Raw genomic sequence first — 20,243 nt, 5'->3', positions numbered from 1 at the left:
ATACCCATCTAGGCCAGAAAAGGCCAAACGCAAACCCTTGATGCGCGGCGCAACAAAAATGAATGAGACCGAGATCGACCGCTTCCGGGCCCTGATCCGGCACCGGCTTGCGGAGCTGGAGGCCGGCTCCGAGGCCGGGCGCGCTGCGCAGGCGGTCGTCGAACTCGACCAGCAGGCGGTGGGCCGCCTCTCGCGCATGGATGCCCTGCAGAACCAGGCCATGGCCAAGGCCCAGCAGGCGCGGCGCGACGCCGAAACCAATCGCCTGCACGCCGCCCTGCGCCGCATCGAACAGGGCGATTACGGCCATTGCGACGAATGCGGCGACGAGATCGCGCCCGGGCGACTGGAACTCGATCTCGCGGCCACCAGATGCGTCAGCTGCGCCTCCGGCTGAGTGCGTGCCGGATCAGCTGGCGCAGCACCGTCTCGAAACAGGAACAGTAGTCGAGATCGTCGAATCCCGGCTCGTCCGCCAGCCGGCGCTGGCGGGCCGCCGCCATCAGCGACCCGTTTCCGAACAGCGGATGCAGCCGCCCGGTCGCCCGGACATGACGATCCGCGATGTCGGCTTCCTCGATCAGACGCCGGCACAGGCGCGCGCGCTGCCCGGGCGCCGCGTTCAGCAGCGCCCGCGCCGCCGCGCTGACATCGCCGTGAAGAACCGGGCGCATGGCCGCTCACGCCACCGTGGCGCGCGCGAACGGCCCGGTCCCGAAGGTGGCCGAGATCTGCGCGACTTCGACATCGAAGGGCCGGGCGACCCCGTCCGCCGCCTGCGCCGCCGCGTCATAGACCCAGTGCGGCGCGGCCGTCACGTCCTCCCGCACGAGGGCGCCGTTGCGGCGCACCCGCACCAGATAGGCTTCGCGCTCCTCGCCCAGCGGCACGTCCAGCGCCCCCCAGTCGTCGCCGTCGAGCCGCGTGCGCCGCACCCAGTTCACCGCGACATCCCCGCCCGTCTGCGCCAGGCGCAGATGCACGGGCGCATAGGGCCGCAAACCGTTGCCCGCAAAGGCTTCGATCCGGTGGCTGTAGGACGCATCGTCATACCCGCGCCGGGCCGGGCCGATGCGATAGTGCCGCGCCAGCAGCCGCTCGACCCGGGTCAGCCCGATCTGCGCGACCGCCTCGTTCAGCAGCACGAACGTCGATCCGGCCGGCCAGATCGGCGGCATCAGCGCGTCGCTGCCCAGTTGCCCGCGCAGCCGCCCGGACAGCAGGTATGTGCCTTCCGCCACCAGCTCGGCTTCGCGGAACTGGAACAGCTCCCAGTTCCCGGCGCTGCCATCCCCGATCGCCGCCAGGTTGGCCCCGTTCAGCACCGCCGACGCCGGGCGCGACTCCAGCGTCCCATCGACCAGCCGCACCCGCAGCGCCGCGCCCTCGTCCCAAAGGCCCGGCGCCGCGCGGACCAGCCCGGTCTCGGTCCTGCCGATCACCGCGCCGCGCGCCACGATCCGCTCCAGCCGGTAATCCTCGTCCCGGTCCGAGGCATACACCGCCACCGTTCCCGGCCAGGGCTTCGCCGCCACGGCCAGATGCGGCGCATGCGGCACCTCGTCCCCGGTGATCAGGGGCAGGTCCAGGAACACCGGCAGCACCGGCAGCGGCGGCACGAAGGGTCTGGCGCTCGGCAGAACATCGTCGAATTCCGCCGCGCGATAGAAGTTCGGCTCCACCCGCACCGCCTCGACCAGCTGCAGCTCCGCCTGCTCGACCCGGTCGATCCGGAACAGGATCGGGCTCTGGCCGTCCTCGCGCGGCAGCCGCACCACGTCGCCCGCGCCCAGCGCCAGCATCGACGGCGGCAGGGCGAACCGGACCGTCTCGCGCGCGGCGCGCGCCTCGGTCAGCCAGCGTTCGACCGTCTGCTGCCCCTCGGCGCGGGTCATCGACAACGGGAATTCGCTGGTGGCCACCGCGTGGGTTGCGGAATCCGGCAGCACCGCTTCTTCCGCGACGATCTCGTGATCGGCATCGGACTGCACGAATTTCAGCCGCACGCGGCCCGCCATCTCGGCCTCCGCCTCGCGCCGATGCGCCACCGTGCCCTCGATCTCGTCGCTCAGCGCGAAGCGGTCCGCGCCCAGATCGACCGGGCGCGCGCCGGTGCGCATCCGGAATTTCAGCACCCCGTCCCGTTCGATGGCATCGAACCCGTAGCGCAGCATCAGCGGCTGCAGCAGCGTCCGCGCATCCGCCACGTCCTCGGCCAGATAGCCGCGCACGATGCCCCACAATTCCGACACGTCGATCGCGGTCACGCCCGAGCGGCGGCACAGTTCGGCCACCACCGAGGCCAGCGTGCGGCTGCCCGCCCGCCCGTTCAGCCAGTGACCGCGCGGGTAGTTGGCGCCGTCGCTCCACAAGTCCTGCCGGTTGGGAAAGGCCGGAAACGGCCGCAGATCCCACGCCCAGACATAGGCGTTCGCCATGTCGATCATCGGGCCGCCGTAAAGCGGCGAGACCGGGTTGTTGTCGGGATCGTCCCAATAGCCCAGAACCGCCTTCAGGTACTGCACCTGGATCAGGTCGTCGCGTGTCCCGCGCGAGAACTTGGGCAGCCGCGATTCCGAGGATTTCGGATCCAGGAACTTGTTCGGCTGATTGGTGCCCTTGTCGATGGCCGCGCAGCCCAGCTCGGTGAACCAGATCGGTTTCGACCGCGGCTCCCACGCCGTCGCGACCGGGTTTCGAACGCCGCCGATCCGCTCGTGATGCGGCTTCGACCACCAGTTGCGCAGATCCTTGTAGCGCCAGATCCACGGCTCGTCATGCGCGCCATCGGTGATCGGCGTGCGGATCTGCGCCTGCTCCGCCTCGGGCGAGTGGTAATACCAGTCATACCCCTCGCCGCCTTCGATATTGCCCCGCAGATAGCCGAGGTCATAGATCGAGCGCGCCCCCGCGCGGGCGTCAAGATGGTCGTCGCCGTCCCGCCAGTCCGAAAGCGGCATGTAGTTGTCGATGCCGATGAAGTCGATGTCGTCATCGGCCCAGAGCGGATCGAGGTGGAAATACCGGTCGCCGCTGCCATCCTGCGGCTGATAGCCGAAATACTCCGACCAGTCCGCCGCATAGCTCAGCTTCACCTCCGGCCCCAGCAACGCCCGCACTTCGGCGGCCAACTGCCGCAGCGCCGCAACCGCCGGGAACCCCGCCGCATCGCGGATCTGCGTCAGCCCCCGCATCTCCGAGCCGATGCAAAAGGCGTGAACGCCCCCCGCCGCAGCGCACAGCGCGGCATAGTACAGGATGAACCGGCGGAAACTCCATTCCTCCGGCCCGGTATAGGACACGGTGCCGTCGCCCACCACGAAATCCGAAGCCGAGGCCGTGCCGAAGAACTGCGCCACCTCGGCCGCCGCCGCCGCGCTCCTGTCGGGCGACCCGTCCCGTCCGGGCGCGACGCTCAGCGTGATCCGCCCCCGCCACGGCAGGGGCGGCTGCCCGGCCGCGCCGGTCCAGGGATCGGGCAGGCCGTTGCCCGCCATCTGGTCCATCAGGATGAACGGATAGAACATCACCCGCTTGCCGCGCGCCGCCAGATGCCGGATCGCCTCGATCACCGCGGCATCCGCCGGCGTGCCGCCATAGATCGGCTCGCCGTTCTCGCGCGGGACTTCCGGCGCGGCCGCGCGGGTCACGCCGGACACCTGCCAGGGCATGTTGGCGCCCTCGACGTTGCGGCGCTCCACCTTGGGCCGCAGCGTGCACTGGCCGCAGCGCAGATCGTCGCCGAACCACGACACCACCAGCGAGGCCGCCTCGCAGCCCGGCAATTCCGTCTCCAGCGCCTCCACCGACGCCACCAGATCGGTCCGCCCCGAAGGCGCGTTGGTGTTCGCCGCCCAGAAGCTGCCGGGGCCGTCCGAGTAATTCACCTGCGTCCGCGCCAGCGCGTATTCCCCGGTGCCGGGCATCAGCGCCACCCCCCGCACGATCCGCGCCAGCCGGTCGTCATAGCCGGGCTCGCCCGGCTGTTCCTGCCGCACCACCTCGAACGAGAACTGCGGCACGCGGTTTCCGAACGGCGCCAGTTGCAGGTCTTCGATCACCACATAGGCGGTGCCGCGATAGGCCGGCACCCGCCCCGCCCCCTCGATGGACTCCATCAGCGGATCGGGCAGCTGATCCCGCGTCCCGCGATAGACGCGCAGGTTCAGATCCGCATGGGCGATCTCTTCGCCATCGGCCCAGACGCGGTTGATCCCGGCGATCTCACCGGCCCCCACCGCAATCGCCAGCGACACCGAATAGCTGTGCTCGGTCGTCGTCACCGTCGGCTGCCGGGGCTCACCCTTGCCGCTGCCGCCCCCGCCGCTGACATGGGTTGTGGTCGTCGCCAGGAAATCCGACGCCCAGATCACCTGCCCGCCGACCCGCATCCGCCCGAACACCTCGGCAACCGGCGCGCCCTCGCCCGAGCCGGTCAGGCGGAACCGGTCCACCTTGCCGGTCTCCACCGCCTCGCTGCCGCCGCCCATCACCCGCTGGTCGATCAGCCGGCCCAGGGTCGCGCCCACGGCCCGGCCGATGACGGCGGTGGAAAGTCCGGCCACCGTGCCGCCGATCGACCCGCCGATGGCCGCGCCCGCCGCGGAAAGAAGAATGGTCGCCATCTACTGCACCTCCACCGGAAATTGAAACCGGGCGACGATCCGCCTCCGCCACGGCTCGCTGAGCGGGCTTTCGACGACACCGCGCCCCGAATAGGCGTGAATGAAACTGGGCCTCTCGCCGATCTCCCCGACCAGGCCCAGATGCTTGGCCACCGTCCCCGCGCGCATCCGGAACAGCAGCACATCGCCCCGCTCCAGCGCTCCCGAGGGCCGTTCCCGCAGGTGCCGCCGCGCGGCCTGCCACAACCGCTCCTCGCCCTGCGGTTCGGACCAGTCCATGCTGTAGGGCGGCACCGGCTCGGGCTCGGCCCCGTTCAGGTCGCGCCACACCCCGCGCAACAGGCCGAGACAATCCGCCCCCACGCCCCGGACCGACGCCTGGTGGCGATAGGGCGTGCCCAGCCACCGCCGCGCGGCCGCCACGACATCCGGCCGGCCGCCCGTCATCGGCGGCTCCCGCCGGTGTTGGCGCCGGTCGATTTCGGCACCGCCATCACCCAGTCCTCGCTGGGCAGGTCGGGAAAGCCCCGAAAGTTCACAAGGTTGTCGAACTTCAGCCGGCAGGTCTCGAACCGCTTGTCACAGCCCGCCTCCAGCCGCACCCGATCGCCGGGCACCAGATCCGGGCGCATCGGCTCCCACAGCTCGATCACCCGGTGCCCGTCCTCGAAATGGTCGCGCTTGATGGTGCCCCACAGCCCCTTGGCCGCGCCCTCGGTGACGCCGAGCCGCCCGCGTTGAAACCAGCCCGGCTCGAACCCGGTCAGGTCGGGCCAGCGCAGGATCCGCGCCTCGTGCACCTGCCCCACCGCCAGCTCGGCGGAATAGCCCGGCCGGGACAGGTCGAACCGGCAGGCCGCATCGCCCAGAACGGCGGTGCAGGGCTTCTGATAGATCCGCCCCAACGGCCGGTTCAGCGCGTCGGTCAGCCCCCGGATCTCGGCATGGAACGCCCCGCCCGACCGGCGGATCTCCCCGATCGAGCCGCGAAACTGCAGCCACCGGTCCGCCGGATCGGCCCAGTTGACCAGCCAGATCCGCACCTCGGCGCCATCGAAGCGGCCCGCCTCGATATCCTCCTCCCGGATCGCCGCATCCGACAAAAGGCCCATCGCTTCGGAATTGTCGATGGACAGGCCCGTGGACTGCTCGACCGCCATCGCGGTCAGCCCGCTGTCGGCCTTGAAGGTGAAGCCGTCGAAGGACAGCGCCCGGTCGTGATCGGTGAACCCGAACCGCGCGCCATCCGCGCGGGTGATCGCCCAGCACCGGCACAGGGTGGTGATCCCGCTTTCCAGATGCGCCTGCAAGCTCTCGCCGATCCCCGCCATCAGACCCGCACCTCCACCACCGGAACATTGGGCACGTCGCCGGCCTGAAAGCTCGCGACGCTGGTCTGGATGCGGTCGGTGTCGAAGCGCACCGGCACGTCGAACTCGAACCCGGCGGTGATCTGCGCCTCTTCCACCGGCGGCACCGCAAAGGTGACGAGACCCGTGGCGGTATCGACCTCGTAATCGACGCCCTCGCGCATCTCGTCCTGCTCGACCCCGATCCGCACCGTGCCCAGAACCGGCTTGGTGATCGGCCGCTCATAGGAAAACCCGCCCGAGCGATAGGTCTTGACCAGCTGGAACACCGTCGTCTCGCCATCGCCGCGGGCGATCACCTGATCCCCGAACGCTGTCCCGGCCGAGGCCAGCCCGGATTTGTAGTCCGACCAGTCCTTCCAACGGAACCCGTACAGCTGGCCGCGCCGCGCCTCGAAAAAGGCGATCAGCGTCTCGATGTCGTCCAGCGACCGCATCCCCAGCCCGGCGTCATAGCGCCGGCGCGAATGCGCCCAGGGCGTGTTGCGTTCCTCGTACCCGTTGGCCAGCGTCACCACGTCGGTGCGCCGCTCGGGTCCGCCGACCGACCCAAAGCTCAGATTGGCCGGAAACCTCACCTCGTGAAAATTCATCGCGCGCTCCCTCCCCGATCAGCGATTGCGGTTGCCGCGGCTCAGCGCGCGGCTCATCTGCGCCGCGATCTGCCCCTGGCTGCGGCGAAAGCCCTGCACGTCCGGCGTGGTGATGTTCATCACCACATTGACCGCCCGGCCCCCGCCCGATGTGCGCACGCCCAGCTTGCCGTCGGGGCCGCGCGCCAGCGGCATGATCGCCTCCGGCCCCGCCTCGCCCATCAGGCCGACGCCACCGCGCATCGGAAACGCCACCGGGCCGCTGACCACGCCGCCGCTGGCAAAGGGCATCACCCGGCCCTGGGCGAACCCGGCGCCGTCCGCGAAGGGCAGGATGCCTTCGACCAGACCGCCGACACCCTTGGCCAGCAGGCCGCCGAAATGGTCAGTGACGGGCTTGATCGCCGCCGAATAGGTGGTCTGGATCATCGACCGCGCGATGGTGTCCAGTGCGTCCGACAGCTTCATTCCGTCGAACACCACCTCGTCAAAGGCCCGCCGCAGCCCCCTGGACAGGCCGCGCTCCAGCGTCGCCACGTCCCTGCCGGTCTCGGCAAAGGCGGAGCGGACCCGGCGCAGTTCGGCGTCGAACCCCGCCGCCATGCGCGCCGCGTCGCCCAGCGCATCGCCCAGCGCCTCGCTCTGCGTCTCCAGATCGTCGAACCCGTCACGTTCGGTCATCGCTCTTCCCTCCTGTCTCGTCCGGATAGGCCGCCAGCAGCGCCTCCAGCCCCTCGCGGGTCATCGCCGGGCCGCCCGACACCTGGCCCAGCATCAGCCGCAACTCCGCCGGCGTCAGTCGCCAGAACTGCTCGGGCGTCAGGCGCAGGCCCAGCAGCCCGGCCCGCATCAGCGCCGGCCAGTCGAACTTGCTCATGCCGCGCCCGGCACCATGAAGGCGCGCGCCAGCAGCTCGGCCGCCGCCCGCGCCGCCGCCATCGGCCCGCCCTCGATCTCGGCGCGCAGCAGGTCGGCGCGGCGCAGATCCGCCCCGCCGCCGCGCAGCCCCGCCACCACCAGCGCCAGCACGTCGCGGCTGGAATAGCCGCCGCTCTCGAAGCGCTGCACCAGCTCGACCAGCGAGCCGCTCTCCAGCTCCTGCTCCAGCTCGGCCAGCGCCCCCAGCGTCAGCTTGAGCACCCGCCGCTCTCCGTCGATGGTCAGCGCCACCTCGCCCGTCCAGGGATTCGCCATGGCTCAGACCGCCGTGAAGCCCAGCGCCCCGGCGCTGGCCAGGCTCAGCTCATAGGTCGCCTCGCCATTGTGGGTTCCGGCATATTCGATCCCGGTCACCTGAAACGGGCCTTCCACGATCCCGAAATCCGGGATGATCACCTGGAAATCCGGGGTTTCGCCGTCAAAGAACAGCTGCCGCGCGCGTTCATCCGTGCCTTGGTCCTTGAACACGCCCGATCCCGAGATCGCCGCCGACTTGACCCCGGCGCCCGACAGCAGCTCGCGCCAGCCGCCCTGACTTTCCAGGCTGGTCACATCCACGCTCTCGGCATTGAAGCTCACCCGCGTGGCGCGCAGCCCCGCGATGGTCTCGAACAGCCCCGTGCCGTTCATGTCCACCTTCACCAGCAGGTCTTTTCCGTTCTGGGCACCCATATGCTCTCTCCAAATGTTGATTGCTCAGTCGTCTTCCACGCGGGCGCGGAATCTCAGGTCGATCTGGCGGATCGCGCCGCCGGTGCCGGTGCGCCGGGCCGAGGCCCGCTCGAACCACAGCCCCACCAACCGCCCGCGCGCCAGCGTCAGCGGCGCGCCCTCCAGCGCGTCGCAGATCGCCCCGGCCAGGGTCTTGGCGGCACCGAACCCGGCCGCCTCCGACACCACCGACACGGTCAGGCGGTGCACCGCCCCGGCGCCGGACCCGTCCGAGGCTTCACGCACCTCCTCGGGGCCCAGCGTCACGTAGGTCTCCGGCACCGGGCCCGCGGGCATGGCGTCATAGACCGCGCCCCCCGCCAGGGCGCTGACCGCGGAATCACCCACCAGATGCTGATAGATCGCCGCCTGCAGGGCGGCGGACATGCCGAAACTCATGCCGCCACCTCCTCGTCCGCGTAGCAGACCAGAAAGCGCCCCGCCGCGTCCCACTCGGTCACCGCCCGGATCACGAAACGCCGCGCGCCGTCGCTGAACCGCTGGTCCGGCATCGGCCGCATGGTCGAGCCCACCGGCGCGGCCCGCACCACGATCCGGTAGCCCACGCGCGACACCGGCACGCCGCCGACCGGGCGCTCCGAGCCGCCGCGCCCGCGCAGCTCCGCCCACAGGGTGCCGCGCTGGATCCAGCGGTCGGCAAAGCCCCCGGCCCCGTCCGGGCTCCGCAGCGGCGCCTCCAGCACCAGCCGCCGGGTCAGATTCGGAACAATCATTGCACCACCCCCGCGCCGAACCGGACCATGCGATAGCGCTGGATCAGGCTGGTCACGCCAAAGGGCATGCAGCCGTCGCCCAGCGCGGTCTCGTGCCGGTATTCATAGTAATGCGCCGCCAGCAGCAGCACCGCCTGCCCCAGATCGGCGGGCAGCCCGCCCCAATCGGCGGCCATCCCGGCGGTGAACGCGATCCGCACCGCACCGCCGGTGGCAATCGCCGGCAACAGCGCGCCCGCGGGCTGCAGGCGCGGCCGCTGGCCGTCGCGCAGCAGCCGATAGGCCGCCGCGTCCAGCACCGTCTCGGCCCCCGCGGCATCGACCAGCACCACCGAGTCGACCGTCACCACCGGCGCCACCGGCAACACCTCGCCGCACCGGTCCCGCCAGGCGTGCAGCGTCCAGGTGAACGCGCGCGCGATCAGCACCTTTCCCGTCCGCGCCTCGATGGCCGCGATCGCGGCCCTCAGGAACCCCTTCAGCACCTCGTCCTGCACGTCGTCCTCGGCAAACCCCGAGCCCAGCCGCAAATGCGCCTTGAACTGATCGACCGGCAACGCCGCGTCCGCGACGGCGGTTTCTTCCATCAACATCATCCCTTCACTCCGCAAGCTCGACCCGGCGGGGCCGCATCCTCAGAAAAAAGCGGGCACGTGCCGCCCCACGTTGCTCGGACGGAGGGGAGCAGCTAGACAACGCAGGGGTCTCACCCCGGCCCGCGCCCGCCTGCCGGGGCGGATCAGCCCGCCCCGGACCCGGCCCCGCCTCAGGCGGTGCCGAATTTCACCAGCTTGATCGCGGCAAAGTCGCTCACGTCGCCGCCCACGCGCTTGGTGGCGTAGAACAGCACATGCGGCTTGGCGCTGAACGGATCGCGCAACACGCGCAGGTCGGGACGTTCGGCGATGGTGTAGCCGGCCGAGAAGTCGCCGAAGGCGATGGAATGGCTGTCGGTCGCCGCATCCGGCATGTCCTCGGCGATCAGCACCGGATACCCCATCAGGCGCGCCGGCTCGCCCGAGGCCAGCCCGTCCGACCACAGGAACCGCCCGTCGGCATCCTTGAGCTTGCGGATCAGGCCCGCGGTCTTGGAATTCATCACGAAGGTGCCGTTCACCCGGTACTGCGCGCCCAGCGCATAGACCACATCGACGATCGCATCCGCATCGACACCGCCCGCGATGCCGGTCGGCACATAGCCGATATTGCCCCAGGCCCACACATCGTTGTCCACCGCCGGATGGGCGAGGATGCCCCTGGGCTTGTCGATCCCGTCGCCGGTGATGAAGGCCGCCGCCTCGGCACGGGCGAACTTGTCGGCGATCCGGCCCGCCAGCCAGCCCTCGACATCGAAGGCGCTGTCGTCCAGCAGCCGCTGCGACGCCTTGGGCAGCGCGCTCAGCTCGTGCAGCGGGATCGAGATGCGGTCGATCGACGGCGTCCCGGTCTCGGACGTGGCCGAGGTTTCGTCGGCCCAGCCCGCGCCCACATCCGTATGGTCGATCAGCACGTCGAAGGAATTCGCTTCGACATTGACCACCGACGCGATCGAACGGATCGAGGCGGTGGATTTCAGCACCGACTTGATCAGCTCGGCGGTCTGCGGATCGACCAGGTAGCCGCCATCGCTGTTGACGGTGGTGGACAGCGACTTGGCCTCCACCTCCAGCCCGCGCAGCGCGTCGTCGTCGCCCGAGCGCAGATAGGCGTTGAACGCCTTGCGATGCGGCGCGCCCACGTCGGTGGAGGCCGCCAGATGCGGACGCGCCGCGGTTTGAGATTTACGATCCAGCATGGTCACTCGCTCTTCTGCCTGTTTCAATCTGGTTTCAATGTCGGCCTGAAAGCCCTTGAATTCGTTCACGAATCCGGCCATCGCCTGCTTGACCTCCTGAACCGGGGGCATACCCGCTCCGGTCAAGGCCGGCATTTCGGTCTTGCTCATCCGCTGTTCCTTCCTGGGGTGGGTTTGCGGCGCGCTACCGTCGCGCCAGTTCCAGCCGGGCGTCTCTGATCACCGCGGCAATACTGCGCCAGGTCTCCTCGGCGTCAGGGTCCGCCCCCTTCGCCGCCACCCGCGCACTGGGCAGCATCGGAAATGTCACCAGCGACACCTCCCACAGCTCCAGTTCCGTCAAGAGCCGCCGGCCCTTCTCGTCCTTCACGGCCCGCTTGGTGCGATAGCCGATGGACAGCCCGTCCAGCGCCCCGGCGCGCACCAGTTCCGCCGCCTCGCGGCCCTTCTGCGTGCTCTCCAGCAGCCGCCCTTTGACCCACAGGCCCCGGTCGTCCTCGCGCACCTCGTCCCACACGCCGATGGGCTGTGCCGGGTCGTGCTGCCACAGCATCTTGACCCGCTGGCCCGCCGCGGCCAACGCCCCCAGCGAGGCCCGATAGGCCCCTTTCTGCACCCGGTCGCCGCCCTGGTCGGTCTGGCCGAACAGGCTGGCATAGCCCGCGATCACCGCATCCTCATCGACCGACAACGTGTCGCCGAAACGGGCGAATTTATGCTCAAGCCCGGTGTCCAATTGCATGAACGACTCCTCGTATCCCGTTGAAATCTCAATGCACCGTCGCCAAAAGCGACTGGAACGCCTGCGCCAGGATCACCGCGACCACGCCATAGACGGTCAGCCACAGCCGCCGTTCAAGCCGCTCGATCATCTCCTCGATCTGGTCCAGCCGGCGGCACAGATGGTCGTGCTGGATCGCGGCCACCCGCTCATGCGCCGCCAGACGCAATCCGGGCGCGCAGTCAAAGGGCGGGTATCCCGGCGCCTCAGCCATCCTCCGGCTCCTTCTGCGCCGGCAGGCCCAGCAGGGCGCGTTTCTCGGCATCGGTCAGGAAATCGGCCCGGCACACCCGCGCCCATTGCGCATCCCGCTCGGCCGCCAGCGCCGGCACCTGGTCCAGATCGGGCTTCAGCTCCAGCGCCTCTTCGGCAAAGCCTGACAGCCAGTCCGACACCGCCGCCGCCACCCGCGTCACCAGGGGCAGAACGGTCAGGCGATAGAACGCCCTATTGGCCTCCTGATAGTTCGAATAGGTCGCGTCACCCTGGATCCCCAGCAGCATCGGCGGCACCCCGAAGGCCAGCGCGATCTCGCGGGCGGCGGCTTCCTTGGTCTTCTGAAACTCCATGTCCGAGGGGGAAAAGCCCATCGGCTTCCAGTCCAGCCCCCCTTCCAGCACCATCGGCCGCCCGGCATTGCGCGCGCCCCGGTAATTCGCCTCGATCTCGTCGCTCAGGCGGCGGAACTGCTCCTCGGCCATCACGCCCTGCCCGTCGCCGCCCTTCCAGACCAGCGCCCCCGAAGGCCGCGCCGCATTGTCCAGCAGCGATTTCGACCAGCGCGACGCGCTGTTGTGCACGTCCACCGCCATCGCCGCCGCCTGCATCGGCGACAGGCCATAGTGGTCGTCCTGCGGGTGGAACGACTTGATGTGGCAGATGTCCTCGGCCATGAACCGGTGCTTCCGGCCGCCGAGCGCATAGTCATAGGCCACCGGCCATCCATCGCTGCCGGGCACCACGCTCATCCGGTCCGAGCGCAGCACATGCAGCTCCGCGGGCAACCCGCCCTCGACCCGGACCGCCTCGACATAGGCATTGCCCGACAGCAACAACTGCCCGAACAGCGCCTCCATCAGCTCCGCCCTGCCCTGCGCCGGGTTCGGCCGACGCAGCAGCGACAGCACCGGATGGGTGTCATAGCGCCGCTCCCGGTCCTGCAGCACCAGCGGCAGCGCCGCCGCCGCCTCGGCGATCAGCTTGACCGACCGGAATCCCACCGGATTGCCGGAAAACCCGGTGCGGGTCAGCGAAACCGTGTCGCGCGGGCTCCAGGCCACGCGCCCACCGGTCTGCCACGCGACGACCGGCCCTGCCGCGCTCGCCTTGGTCTCTGACGCCGGTTCCGCCGACCCGCGACGCAAGAAATCGAAAACCATGAATAGATGCCCCTTTCTGCCGCCGCTCAGCCCGGCTCGTTGCAAGCGTTATCCCGCAAAGAGATTGAAGCCTTCGGAACCCACCGCGCGACGCTCCGGCAACGCGGGCGGGACAGGCGGCGCGCGAATCAAAGGCTCAACAACCACGCTCAAGGCCGCTAGACTGGGCGCAGTCCCGCACCCCACGTGCGCCGGAAACCAGCGAAAGGGCCAGGCATGTATCAGGATGCAATCAAGGCAGGCGGCGTCGCCGTCGTGACCGGCGCCGCCAGCGGCGTCGGCCGGGTCGCCGCCACGCGGTTTGCCGAGGCCGGGCTGTCGGTGCTGCTCGCGGACCTGCCCGGCGCCGAGCTCGACGCGGCGGTGGCCGACATCCGTACCCGCGCCGCCGAGGGCGCCGAGGTGATCGGCGTGCCCACCGACGTCACCCGCGACACCGATCTCGCGGCGCTGGCCGACCGGGCCTTCGCCACCGGCCCGGTGGCCGTCCTGATGAACAATGCCGGCATCGCCCTGCCGACCACCGCCTGGAGGCAGATGGACAACTGGCAGCGGCTGCTCGACGTGAATTTCCTCGGCGTGCTGCGCGGCGTGCACGCCTTTCTGCCCCGCATGATCGAAGCGGACCGCCCCGCCGTCGTCATCAACACCGGCTCGAAACAGGGCATCACCACGCCGCCGGGCAACCCCGGCTACAATGTCTCGAAAGCCGCCGTGAGGGTTCTGAGCGAACAGCTCGCGCACGAATTGCGGCAGGCGGGCGCACCGATTTCGGTGCATCTTTTCGTGCCGGGCTTCACCTATACCGGCATGATCGCGTCGTTCATCCCGGAAAAGCCGGCCGCCGCCTGGACCAGCGAACAGACCGTCGATCACTTCCTCGACCGCATGGCCCGGGGCGATTTCTACATTCTCTGCCCCGACAACGACGTGGACGAAACCTGCGACCGCCGTCGCGTTCAATGGGCGATGGAGGACATCACCCGGAACCGCCCCGCCCTCTCCCGCTGGCACCCCGACCATGCCGAGGCGTTTGCGAAATTCGAAAACCCCGGCGGCTGATCAGACCACCCGCAGCCGCGGCCGCCGGTATTGCGCCGCCGGGGCCACGATCAGCTCGTGCAGCGCCCAGACCAGCGCGTCCACCCGGTCGGGCGAGCCCACCCCTTCGAAGCCGCGCACGGTCATCTGGCACATCTGCTCCTCCAGCGCCGCCAGCCCCGGCAGGTGAAACACCCGCCCCTGTTCATACAGCGCCGCCACCGGTTCGGCCCGTGCGACCTTGCCGCGCGCGGCCCGCACCGCGCGGAACGGCACCAGCGGCGCAACCTGCCGCACCACCTCCTCGACCAGTTGCCCGCCCTGGTTGACCTCGGCCACCAGCCGCTCGGCCCCGAAGTCGTCCATCGCCGCGATCGCCGCCCTTGCCCAGCCCGCCGGGCCGACCCCCTGCACGGTGCGATCCGCCAGCACCCAGGCCCGCCAGTCCTCGGGCGGTCCCTGCACCTGCGCCCCCGCAACCACGATCCCGCAGGCATCCGCGCCCGCTCCACCCGTCACCGCCGGGTCCAGCGCCACCACCACCCGGTCCAGCTCCGGCGCCCGCGCCGCCCGCGCCGCCTCCAGCATCGATCCCGTCCACAACGCGCCGTCCGCATCCGCCAGCAGCACCCCGTCCAGCTCCTGCCGCCCCAGCCTTGTGCCCGCATAGCGCGCCCGCACCTCCTGCAGGAACGACTCGGCCAGATTGGCCCGGTTCGCCTCGGTCGGCGCATGCGTCACCACGGTGGAGGGCGCCGCCAGCAGATCCTTCAACGCCTGCACGTTGCGCGGCGTCGTCGTCACGCAGACCTGCGGGCGCTCGCCCAGCCGCAGCGCGAATTGCAGCATGTCCCAGCTTTCGCCGGCCTTCTTCCACTTGGCCAGCTCGTCCGCCCAGGCCGCATCGAATTGCGGCCCCCTGAGCGCCTCGGGATCCTGCGCCGAAAACGCCTGCGCCTCGGCCCCGTTGGGCCAGATCAGTTTGCGCTCCGACGCCTTCCATTGCGGCCGCCGATCGGGCGGCGAACACTGCAATAGGCCGCTGTCGCCAAAGATCATCACGTCCCGCACCTGATCGTATGTCTCGCCCAGCAGCGCCACCCGCCGCGCGCATCCCGCATCCAGCGGTTTCGCCCCCTCGACCATCGACCTGACCCACTCGGCCCCGGCGCGCGTCTTGCCCGCGCCGCGCCCGCCCAGGATCACCCAGGACCGCCAGTCGCCCTCGGGCGGCAGCTGATGCGGCAGCGCCCAGAACTCGAACAGGAAAGGGAGGGCGCACAGCCCTCCCTCCCCGATCTCACTCAGAAACCTCTCCCGCACCGCAGCATCGGCGGAGGCGAGCCAGCCTGCACCCGATCTCAGATCGGGCCTGTTCCAGGTCGAGCGCATAGCCCCCCTGGGCGATTCCGGCCTGTCTTTGATGGTATTCGACAAAATGCGCCTCCACTTTCTGACAGCTGCGGATCAGGCCCTCGACCTGACCGAGCTGCTTGCTGGTGCCAGCAAGATCTGCATCCTCCCCGGCCTCGATCCGCTTGCGCAGGTCTTCCGCCGCTTGCCGCAGACCGCGAATGGACGTTTCCAGCGACTGCAACAGGTCAGCCGTCCGGGCGATCCTCTCTTCCGGGGTTATCGTATTCATATGTGCGTTTGACCTCATGCGTGAGTTTGCTCCGCACGAGAGAAATGAAAAACGGCCGCCGGGTCGCCCCGGGGCCGTCGCCCACTTCTTCTAGCATGCCACAACCTATACGCGAAACCGACCGCGGAGTCAAGCGATTTCGCAACAGGCGCAACGGGCAACGCACTGTAATTCTTTACAAATAGTGAATTCTGGGGAACTCGCGCCCGAGAGCCGGAACAGCGATGGCCCGCAGGGCAAGCTTGATGGTATGACCCTAGCGAAAACCGCACCCGTTCCGAAAGCGATCCGAATGACAGAGCTCCGGGCCATCGGGCTGTCCGTCCTCGCGGTGGATATCGTCAACCCGGTTCTGCTGGCCGCCGTCATCCTCGCACTGACGCAACCGCAGCCCATTGCCAAAAGCATCGCCCTCGTCGCCGGCCACACCGCCGCCTGCACTCTTGCCGGCGCCTTGGTCCTCTATGGCCTGGCCGAAATCCTCGAAGATCTCACTGCCCCGCTTGTGCGTTGGTTCAAGAACCGCAATCCCGAAGACTACGCCATGGAACTGGTCGCAGGCGTTCTTCTGATCTTCGTGGCCGTCCGGTGGAGAGTTTCCCCGCCCGAACCTTCGGTTCCAAAGACCGGGTCGGCAGAAGGCGGCGTGCTGTCCAGCTTTGTCCTCGGCGCAGTGGTCAACTTTTTGGGCATCCCCTTCGCGACAAATTCTGTGTAATGTGCCGACCCCTGAAGAGGCTCAAACCGGGAGATCAAACCTCAAGGAAAGTCAGCACATTCCTAAGTCGGGTTTCGATTCAGCTGCACACCTGCTTCCCGCAACAGGTCGAACTTCACTGCGGTTGCGCTGACCTGACGGTAAAACGTGATCAGCTGTTTGGTCGGCCCCTGAAGACGGGCAAGACCAACCGTTGCGGCGACGACAGTACCGACATCCGTGCTGCCGTCTAGGACGTGCAGGCCTCCGACAACCAGCACTCCCACGGTACCGGCGCCATTGATGGCGCTCAGGACAAATTTTGACGACAGCTTCCAGAGGAATATGCGCGAACGGGTCTCGTAGATATCGTCGAATCCTGCAGACAGCTTCGAGGCCGGGCTAACGCCGGACACCAGTTTCCTGGTTGTGGCCCGAAGGGTGTGAACGCGCTCGGCGACCAAGGCGTTTACTCGACCCTGCACGGTCAGGACGATGACGACCTGAGGTAGTATCATGGACAGGGCAATGAGTCCCAGCGCTGCGTCATTGCCAGCAATATACGCAATGATCACAACCAGAGTGCCTGCCTGCAAGAGCGGCTCAGACAGGGCGCTGCCGGAAAACTTGCCAACCTGTTCCGCCTCAGCAGAGATCATGGTCGCCATTTCACCATGCGTAACCGTTGGATTGACTTCTTCGTCGTCACCGGTTGTGTGGCAAACCGAATTGCGAAGCCTGCGGATCATATCCTCACCCAATCGGCTGGATAGGAAGCCGAGCGCCCACTTCAGTGCGAGGCTCAAGAGAATGACCGCGCCCATTGTCAATCCAAGCGACAGCAGTTCGTCTGTTGAAAGCGTCTCATAAGTCAGGCCATTGACGATGTTTTTTGAAAATTCAGCGGTAGTGCTGCAAGCCCTGCGATGGCGAGCGACAGCAGAATATTGACAAGCTGCCTATGTCCGGTCGCGGACCAGATGGCACTGTAAAACTGGATCATTCGAACTTCCCTTCTTCAATCAATGTGCCCCGACAGACATTGGCAGGAGGCCACATTTGCCGCGCCTGTGCCCTTTCTAGCAAAAGCCCGAGCTTACAGTTGAAGTCCAAGGCCGTTCGAGAGCCTTAAATGCGCAATGTTGCGACTTAGGTTCCCGGCGGCAGCAGTTCGCGTGAGTCAATTGCGTGTTCCGAACGGCCGGTCAGGGCTGGAAGCGGCCCGTCGCGGCGAGTTCGTCAGGGATGGAAATTGACCCCAAAGAGATATTCAGATTTCCCGCGTTGCCCGACGGTGCCTCTTGCCACCGGAAACGCCAAACTCCGGAAAGCGTCGGACGACCCGCGCTGAATTCGGCTGTGCAGCGCCATTTCTGGTTCGTACAAACCGGACAAACCGCCCCGGCGGCCCGGTACAAAACGGACGAAACCCGGAACCGGCTCAGTTGCTCGATTCCTGCCGCTGCGCCTCGATCTCGCGCCATTTGGCGACGTTGCGATTGTGTTCCTCCAACGTCTCCGCAAAGGCGTGCCCACCCGTCCCATCGGCCACGAAGAACACGAAATCGGTCTCATCGGGCGCCACCGCCGCTTCCAGGCTGGCCAGCCCCGGATTGGCGATCGGGGTCGGAGGAAGTCCGTCGATAAGGTAAGTATTCCAAGGCGTTGAGCGGCGAAGTTCACTTTGCCGCAATCCCCGCCCAAGACTGCCCTGACCCTTGGTGATGCCATAGATCACCGTCGGGTCGGTCTGCAGTTTCATGCCCCGCTCCAGCCGGTTGACGAACACGCTCGCCACTTGGCGGCGCTCATCCGGAACGCCGGTCTCCTTTTCGATGATCGAGGCCAGGATCAGCATCTCCTCGGGACTGCTCAACGGCAATCCCTCCTGCCGGCTTTCCCAAACCGCATTGACACGAAGCTGTTGTTTTTCTTGCATTTTTGCAAGCAGTTCCGCGCGGTCCGCACCCGGCGTCACCTCGTAGGAGTCCGGTGCCAGCGTCCCCTCGGCGGGGAATTCTGCGATCTCGCCGGTCAGCACATCCATCGCCTTGAGCGCCTCGACCACCTGCCAGCTGGTCACGCCCTCGGCCATGGCGATGCGATACCGCGTGTCCCGCTCGGCGCGCTTTTCCGTATATTCTTCAGGCACTTGCCCTTCAGCCGGGTCGAATTCCGCAATCTCCACGAACTCCAGTGTCGCCGGGTCCAACTCGCGCACTTCGGTCAGGTTGCGGGTCACGCCGATGCGATAGACGATCTCGGTGCCGCAGGTGCTGGCGCCGCTGCGGGTGATCTCATCGACGATCTCCTGCATCGACGCGCCTTCGCGGATCAGGAAACTTCCCGCCTTAAGTTGTTGGGATTTATCGGAATAATCCGCCCCCAAGCGAAAGATGGTGCCACTGGTGATGGCGCCCTGGTCCTCCAGGTCGCGGCTCACCCGCGTCATGTTCGACCCGCTCGCCACGCGCAGGCAGATCGCCGAGTCGAGCGGCCCCTGCGCCGTGTATTGGGTCTGGCCCCAGATGACCACGCCCGCGATCAAAAACAGCCCGACTACGAGGACGGTCAGCATGTTCGAGGCCAGGCTCCGCCACATCTAGCGCACCTTTCCGAAGATCACGCTCGCATTTGTGCCGCCGAACCCGAACGAGTTGGACAAGGCCACGTCGATCCCGCGCTCGCGCTTCTCGTTCGGCGCCAGGTCAAGCGGCGTTTCCACCTCGGGGTTGTCCAGGTTGATCGTCGGCGGGGCCACCTGATCGCGGATCGCGAGGATCGAAAAGATCGCCTCGATCGCGCCCGCCGCCCCCAGCAGATGGCCGGTTGCGGATTTGGTCGAGGTCATCGTGGCGTTGGCAGCATGGTCGCCCAGCAGACGTTCCACCGCGCCCAGTTCGATCGTATCGGCCATGGTCGACGTGCCGTGGGCGTTGATGTAATCCACGTCCTTCGGCTCCAGCCCCGCGTTTTTCAGCGCCGCCCGCATCGACCGTTCGGCGCCGTCGCCATCCTCGCTGGGCGCGGTGATGTGATAGGCGTCGCCGGACAGGCCATAGCCCAGAACCTCGGCATAGATCCTGGCGCCACGCGCCTTTGCGTGCTCGTAGTCTTCCAGCACCACCACGCCGGCGCCCTCGCCCATCACGAAACCGTCGCGGTCCACGTCGTAGGGGCGGCTGGCCGCCTGCGGGTTGTCGGCGAATTTGGTGGACAGAGCCTTGCAGGCGTTGAACCCGGCAATGCCGATCTCGCAGATGCAGCCTTCGCCGCCGCCCGCGATCATCACGTCGGCATCCCCGGCACGAATGATCCGGCTGGCGTCGCCGATCGCATGCGCGCCGGTCGAGCAGGCCGTCACGACCGAGTGGTTCGGCCCCTTGAACCCGAAGCGGATCGAGACCTGGCCGGATGCCAGGTTGATCAACGCGCCGGGAATGAAGAACGGCGACACCCGGCGCGGTCCGCGCTCCTTGATCAGGTTGGCGGTCTCGGCAATCGACCCCAGGCCACCGATGCCGGATCCGATCATCACGCCCGTGCGCAGACGATCCTCTTCGTCCTCGGGCAGCCAGTTGGCGTCCTTGCAGGCCATTTCGGCGGCGGCGATCGAGTAGAGGATGAAGTCCTCGATCTTGCGCTGTTCCTTGGGCGGCATCCAGTCGTCGGGGTTGAACGTGCCATCCGTGCCGTCCCCACGGGGCACTTCGCAGGCATAGGTCGTGGCCACGCCGCTGGCCTCGGCGTCGAACAAGGTGATCGGGCCGGCGCCCGATTGCCCGGCGAGCAACCGCGACCACGTTTCCTCGACCCCGCTGGCCAATGGCGTGACCAATCCAAGACCGGTAACAACGACTCTGCGCATGAAATGCCTCTTGCCTGCTTCCTGTTTGAGAAACGCTCATACCCCGGCCAAGGGTCCGGGGGCAA

Annotated in this window: 25 protein-coding genes; 4 read left to right on the top strand and 21 right to left on the bottom strand. The window is 68.0% G+C overall.

The genetic code is table 11. The features are described 5' to 3' along the window. Positions 1 to 58 precede the first annotated feature (58 nt). Positions 59 to 397 (top strand): TraR/DksA family transcriptional regulator, encoded by a 339-nt coding sequence (locus AC2FNJ_RS02125; protein ID WP_496762038.1) that lies wholly within the window; start codon positions 59 to 61, stop codon positions 395 to 397. On the opposite strand, the gene AC2FNJ_RS02120 is transcribed toward AC2FNJ_RS02125, so the two are convergent. The 16 genes from AC2FNJ_RS02120 to AC2FNJ_RS02045 form a co-directional block, all read right to left on the bottom strand. Beyond that, a complete protein-coding gene (locus tag AC2FNJ_RS02120; RefSeq protein ID WP_496762036.1) occupies positions 378 to 674 on the bottom strand; it encodes a DUF7742 family protein in 297 nt (98 codons plus the stop codon). The two genes, AC2FNJ_RS02125 and AC2FNJ_RS02120, sit on opposite strands and share 20 nt — an antisense overlap. 6 nt (positions 675 to 680) lie before the next feature. Next, positions 681 to 4,625: a baseplate multidomain protein megatron gene (locus tag AC2FNJ_RS02115; protein ID WP_496762035.1), complete on the bottom strand. Its 3,945-nt coding sequence runs from the start codon at positions 4,623 to 4,625 to the stop codon at positions 681 to 683. Beyond that, positions 4,626 to 5,072 carry an NlpC/P60 family protein gene (locus AC2FNJ_RS02110; RefSeq protein ID WP_496762034.1) on the bottom strand — a complete coding sequence of 149 codons (447 nt, stop codon included), beginning with the start codon at positions 5,070 to 5,072 and terminating at the stop codon, positions 4,626 to 4,628. After that, positions 5,069 to 5,956 (bottom strand): phage/gene transfer agent baseplate hub protein, encoded by an 888-nt coding sequence (locus AC2FNJ_RS02105; RefSeq protein WP_496762033.1) that lies wholly within the window; start codon positions 5,954 to 5,956, stop codon positions 5,069 to 5,071. Before AC2FNJ_RS02105 ends, AC2FNJ_RS02110 begins: the two co-directional genes overlap by 4 nt. Continuing rightward, positions 5,956 to 6,588: a phage distal tail protein, Rcc01695 family gene (locus tag AC2FNJ_RS02100; protein WP_496762032.1), complete on the bottom strand. Its 633-nt coding sequence runs from the start codon at positions 6,586 to 6,588 to the stop codon at positions 5,956 to 5,958. Before AC2FNJ_RS02100 ends, AC2FNJ_RS02105 begins: the two co-directional genes overlap by 1 nt. Positions 6,589 to 6,606: 18 nt before the next feature. Further along, a complete protein-coding gene (locus tag AC2FNJ_RS02095; protein ID WP_496762030.1) occupies positions 6,607 to 7,269 on the bottom strand; it encodes an RcGTA-type gene transfer agent tail tape measure protein in 663 nt (220 codons plus the stop codon). Beyond that, positions 7,256 to 7,465 carry a rcc01693 family protein gene (locus AC2FNJ_RS02090; RefSeq protein WP_496762029.1) on the bottom strand — a complete coding sequence of 70 codons (210 nt, stop codon included), beginning with the start codon at positions 7,463 to 7,465 and terminating at the stop codon, positions 7,256 to 7,258. Before AC2FNJ_RS02090 ends, AC2FNJ_RS02095 begins: the two co-directional genes overlap by 14 nt. Next, complete coding sequence (locus tag AC2FNJ_RS02085; protein WP_496762028.1) at positions 7,462 to 7,782, bottom strand: gene transfer agent family protein; 321 nt, start codon at positions 7,780 to 7,782, stop codon at positions 7,462 to 7,464. Before AC2FNJ_RS02085 ends, AC2FNJ_RS02090 begins: the two co-directional genes overlap by 4 nt. 3 nt (positions 7,783 to 7,785) lie before the next feature. Beyond that, positions 7,786 to 8,199: a phage major tail protein, TP901-1 family gene (locus AC2FNJ_RS02080; RefSeq protein ID WP_496762026.1), complete on the bottom strand. Its 414-nt coding sequence runs from the start codon at positions 8,197 to 8,199 to the stop codon at positions 7,786 to 7,788. A gap of 24 nt (positions 8,200 to 8,223) precedes the next feature. Continuing rightward, on the bottom strand, positions 8,224 to 8,637 hold the full coding sequence (locus tag AC2FNJ_RS02075) for a DUF3168 domain-containing protein (protein WP_496762025.1): 414 nt from the start codon (positions 8,635 to 8,637) through the stop codon (positions 8,224 to 8,226). Further along, a complete protein-coding gene (locus tag AC2FNJ_RS02070; RefSeq protein ID WP_496762024.1) occupies positions 8,634 to 8,972 on the bottom strand; it encodes a head-tail adaptor protein in 339 nt (112 codons plus the stop codon). Before AC2FNJ_RS02070 ends, AC2FNJ_RS02075 begins: the two co-directional genes overlap by 4 nt. Continuing rightward, positions 8,969 to 9,568: a head-tail connector protein gene (locus tag AC2FNJ_RS02065; RefSeq protein ID WP_496762022.1), complete on the bottom strand. Its 600-nt coding sequence runs from the start codon at positions 9,566 to 9,568 to the stop codon at positions 8,969 to 8,971. Before AC2FNJ_RS02065 ends, AC2FNJ_RS02070 begins: the two co-directional genes overlap by 4 nt. 170 nt (positions 9,569 to 9,738) lie before the next feature. Further along, positions 9,739 to 10,917, bottom strand: coding sequence for a phage major capsid protein (locus tag AC2FNJ_RS02060; RefSeq protein WP_496762021.1), 1,179 nt, complete (start codon positions 10,915 to 10,917; stop codon positions 9,739 to 9,741). A gap of 34 nt (positions 10,918 to 10,951) precedes the next feature. After that, positions 10,952 to 11,509 carry an HK97 family phage prohead protease gene (locus tag AC2FNJ_RS02055; RefSeq protein WP_496762019.1) on the bottom strand — a complete coding sequence of 186 codons (558 nt, stop codon included), beginning with the start codon at positions 11,507 to 11,509 and terminating at the stop codon, positions 10,952 to 10,954. Between the two features lie 28 nt (positions 11,510 to 11,537). Then, complete coding sequence (locus tag AC2FNJ_RS02050; protein ID WP_496762017.1) at positions 11,538 to 11,762, bottom strand: GTA head formation protein, RCAP_rcc01685 family; 225 nt, start codon at positions 11,760 to 11,762, stop codon at positions 11,538 to 11,540. Next, a complete protein-coding gene (locus AC2FNJ_RS02045) occupies positions 11,755 to 12,927 on the bottom strand; it encodes a phage portal protein (RefSeq protein ID WP_496762016.1) in 1,173 nt (390 codons plus the stop codon). The genes AC2FNJ_RS02050 and AC2FNJ_RS02045 overlap by 8 nt, the downstream gene beginning before the upstream one ends. Positions 12,928 to 13,143: 216 nt before the next feature. Between AC2FNJ_RS02045 and AC2FNJ_RS02040 the strand changes: the two genes are divergently transcribed. After that, on the top strand, positions 13,144 to 13,989 hold the full coding sequence (locus tag AC2FNJ_RS02040) for an SDR family NAD(P)-dependent oxidoreductase (RefSeq protein ID WP_496762014.1): 846 nt from the start codon (positions 13,144 to 13,146) through the stop codon (positions 13,987 to 13,989). Here the strand turns inward: AC2FNJ_RS02040 and AC2FNJ_RS02035 are convergent, their stop codons facing one another. Next, positions 13,990 to 15,360 carry a DNA-packaging protein gene (locus AC2FNJ_RS02035; RefSeq protein WP_496762013.1) on the bottom strand — a complete coding sequence of 457 codons (1,371 nt, stop codon included), beginning with the start codon at positions 15,358 to 15,360 and terminating at the stop codon, positions 13,990 to 13,992. A gap of 31 nt (positions 15,361 to 15,391) precedes the next feature. On the opposite strand from AC2FNJ_RS02035, the gene AC2FNJ_RS02030 reads away from it, so the two are divergent. Together AC2FNJ_RS02030 and AC2FNJ_RS02025 are read left to right on the top strand one after the other, a co-directional pair. After that, entirely contained in the window at positions 15,392 to 15,625 is a 234-nt protein-coding gene (locus AC2FNJ_RS02030; RefSeq protein WP_496762011.1) for a hypothetical protein, read from the top strand. Positions 15,626 to 15,905: 280 nt separating this feature from the next. Then, entirely contained in the window at positions 15,906 to 16,331 is a 426-nt protein-coding gene (locus AC2FNJ_RS02025; protein ID WP_496762010.1) for a sulfite exporter TauE/SafE family protein, read from the top strand. A 62-nt stretch (positions 16,332 to 16,393) separates the two neighbouring features. Here AC2FNJ_RS02025 and AC2FNJ_RS02020 read toward each other — a convergent pair whose 3' ends face one another. The 4 genes from AC2FNJ_RS02020 to fabF form a co-directional block, all read right to left on the bottom strand. Then, entirely contained in the window at positions 16,394 to 17,134 is a 741-nt protein-coding gene (locus tag AC2FNJ_RS02020; protein ID WP_496762008.1) for an ABC transporter ATP-binding protein, read from the bottom strand. A 47-nt stretch (positions 17,135 to 17,181) separates the two neighbouring features. Further along, positions 17,182 to 17,313, bottom strand: a complete 132-nt coding sequence (locus AC2FNJ_RS02015; protein WP_496762007.1) for a hypothetical protein — start codon at positions 17,311 to 17,313, stop codon at positions 17,182 to 17,184. A 438-nt stretch (positions 17,314 to 17,751) separates the two neighbouring features. Further along, entirely contained in the window at positions 17,752 to 18,912 is a 1,161-nt protein-coding gene (gene mltG / locus AC2FNJ_RS02010; protein WP_496762006.1) for an endolytic transglycosylase MltG, read from the bottom strand. After that, positions 18,913 to 20,178 carry a beta-ketoacyl-ACP synthase II gene (gene fabF, locus AC2FNJ_RS02005; protein ID WP_496762005.1) on the bottom strand — a complete coding sequence of 422 codons (1,266 nt, stop codon included), beginning with the start codon at positions 20,176 to 20,178 and terminating at the stop codon, positions 18,913 to 18,915. Positions 20,179 to 20,243: the final 65 nt, after the last annotated feature.

It is taken from the genome of Ruegeria sp. BHSB196 (assembly GCF_059613135.1).
The sequence above is the reverse complement of the archived record's forward strand: the minus strand, read 5'-3'. Positions and strand labels throughout refer to the sequence as shown.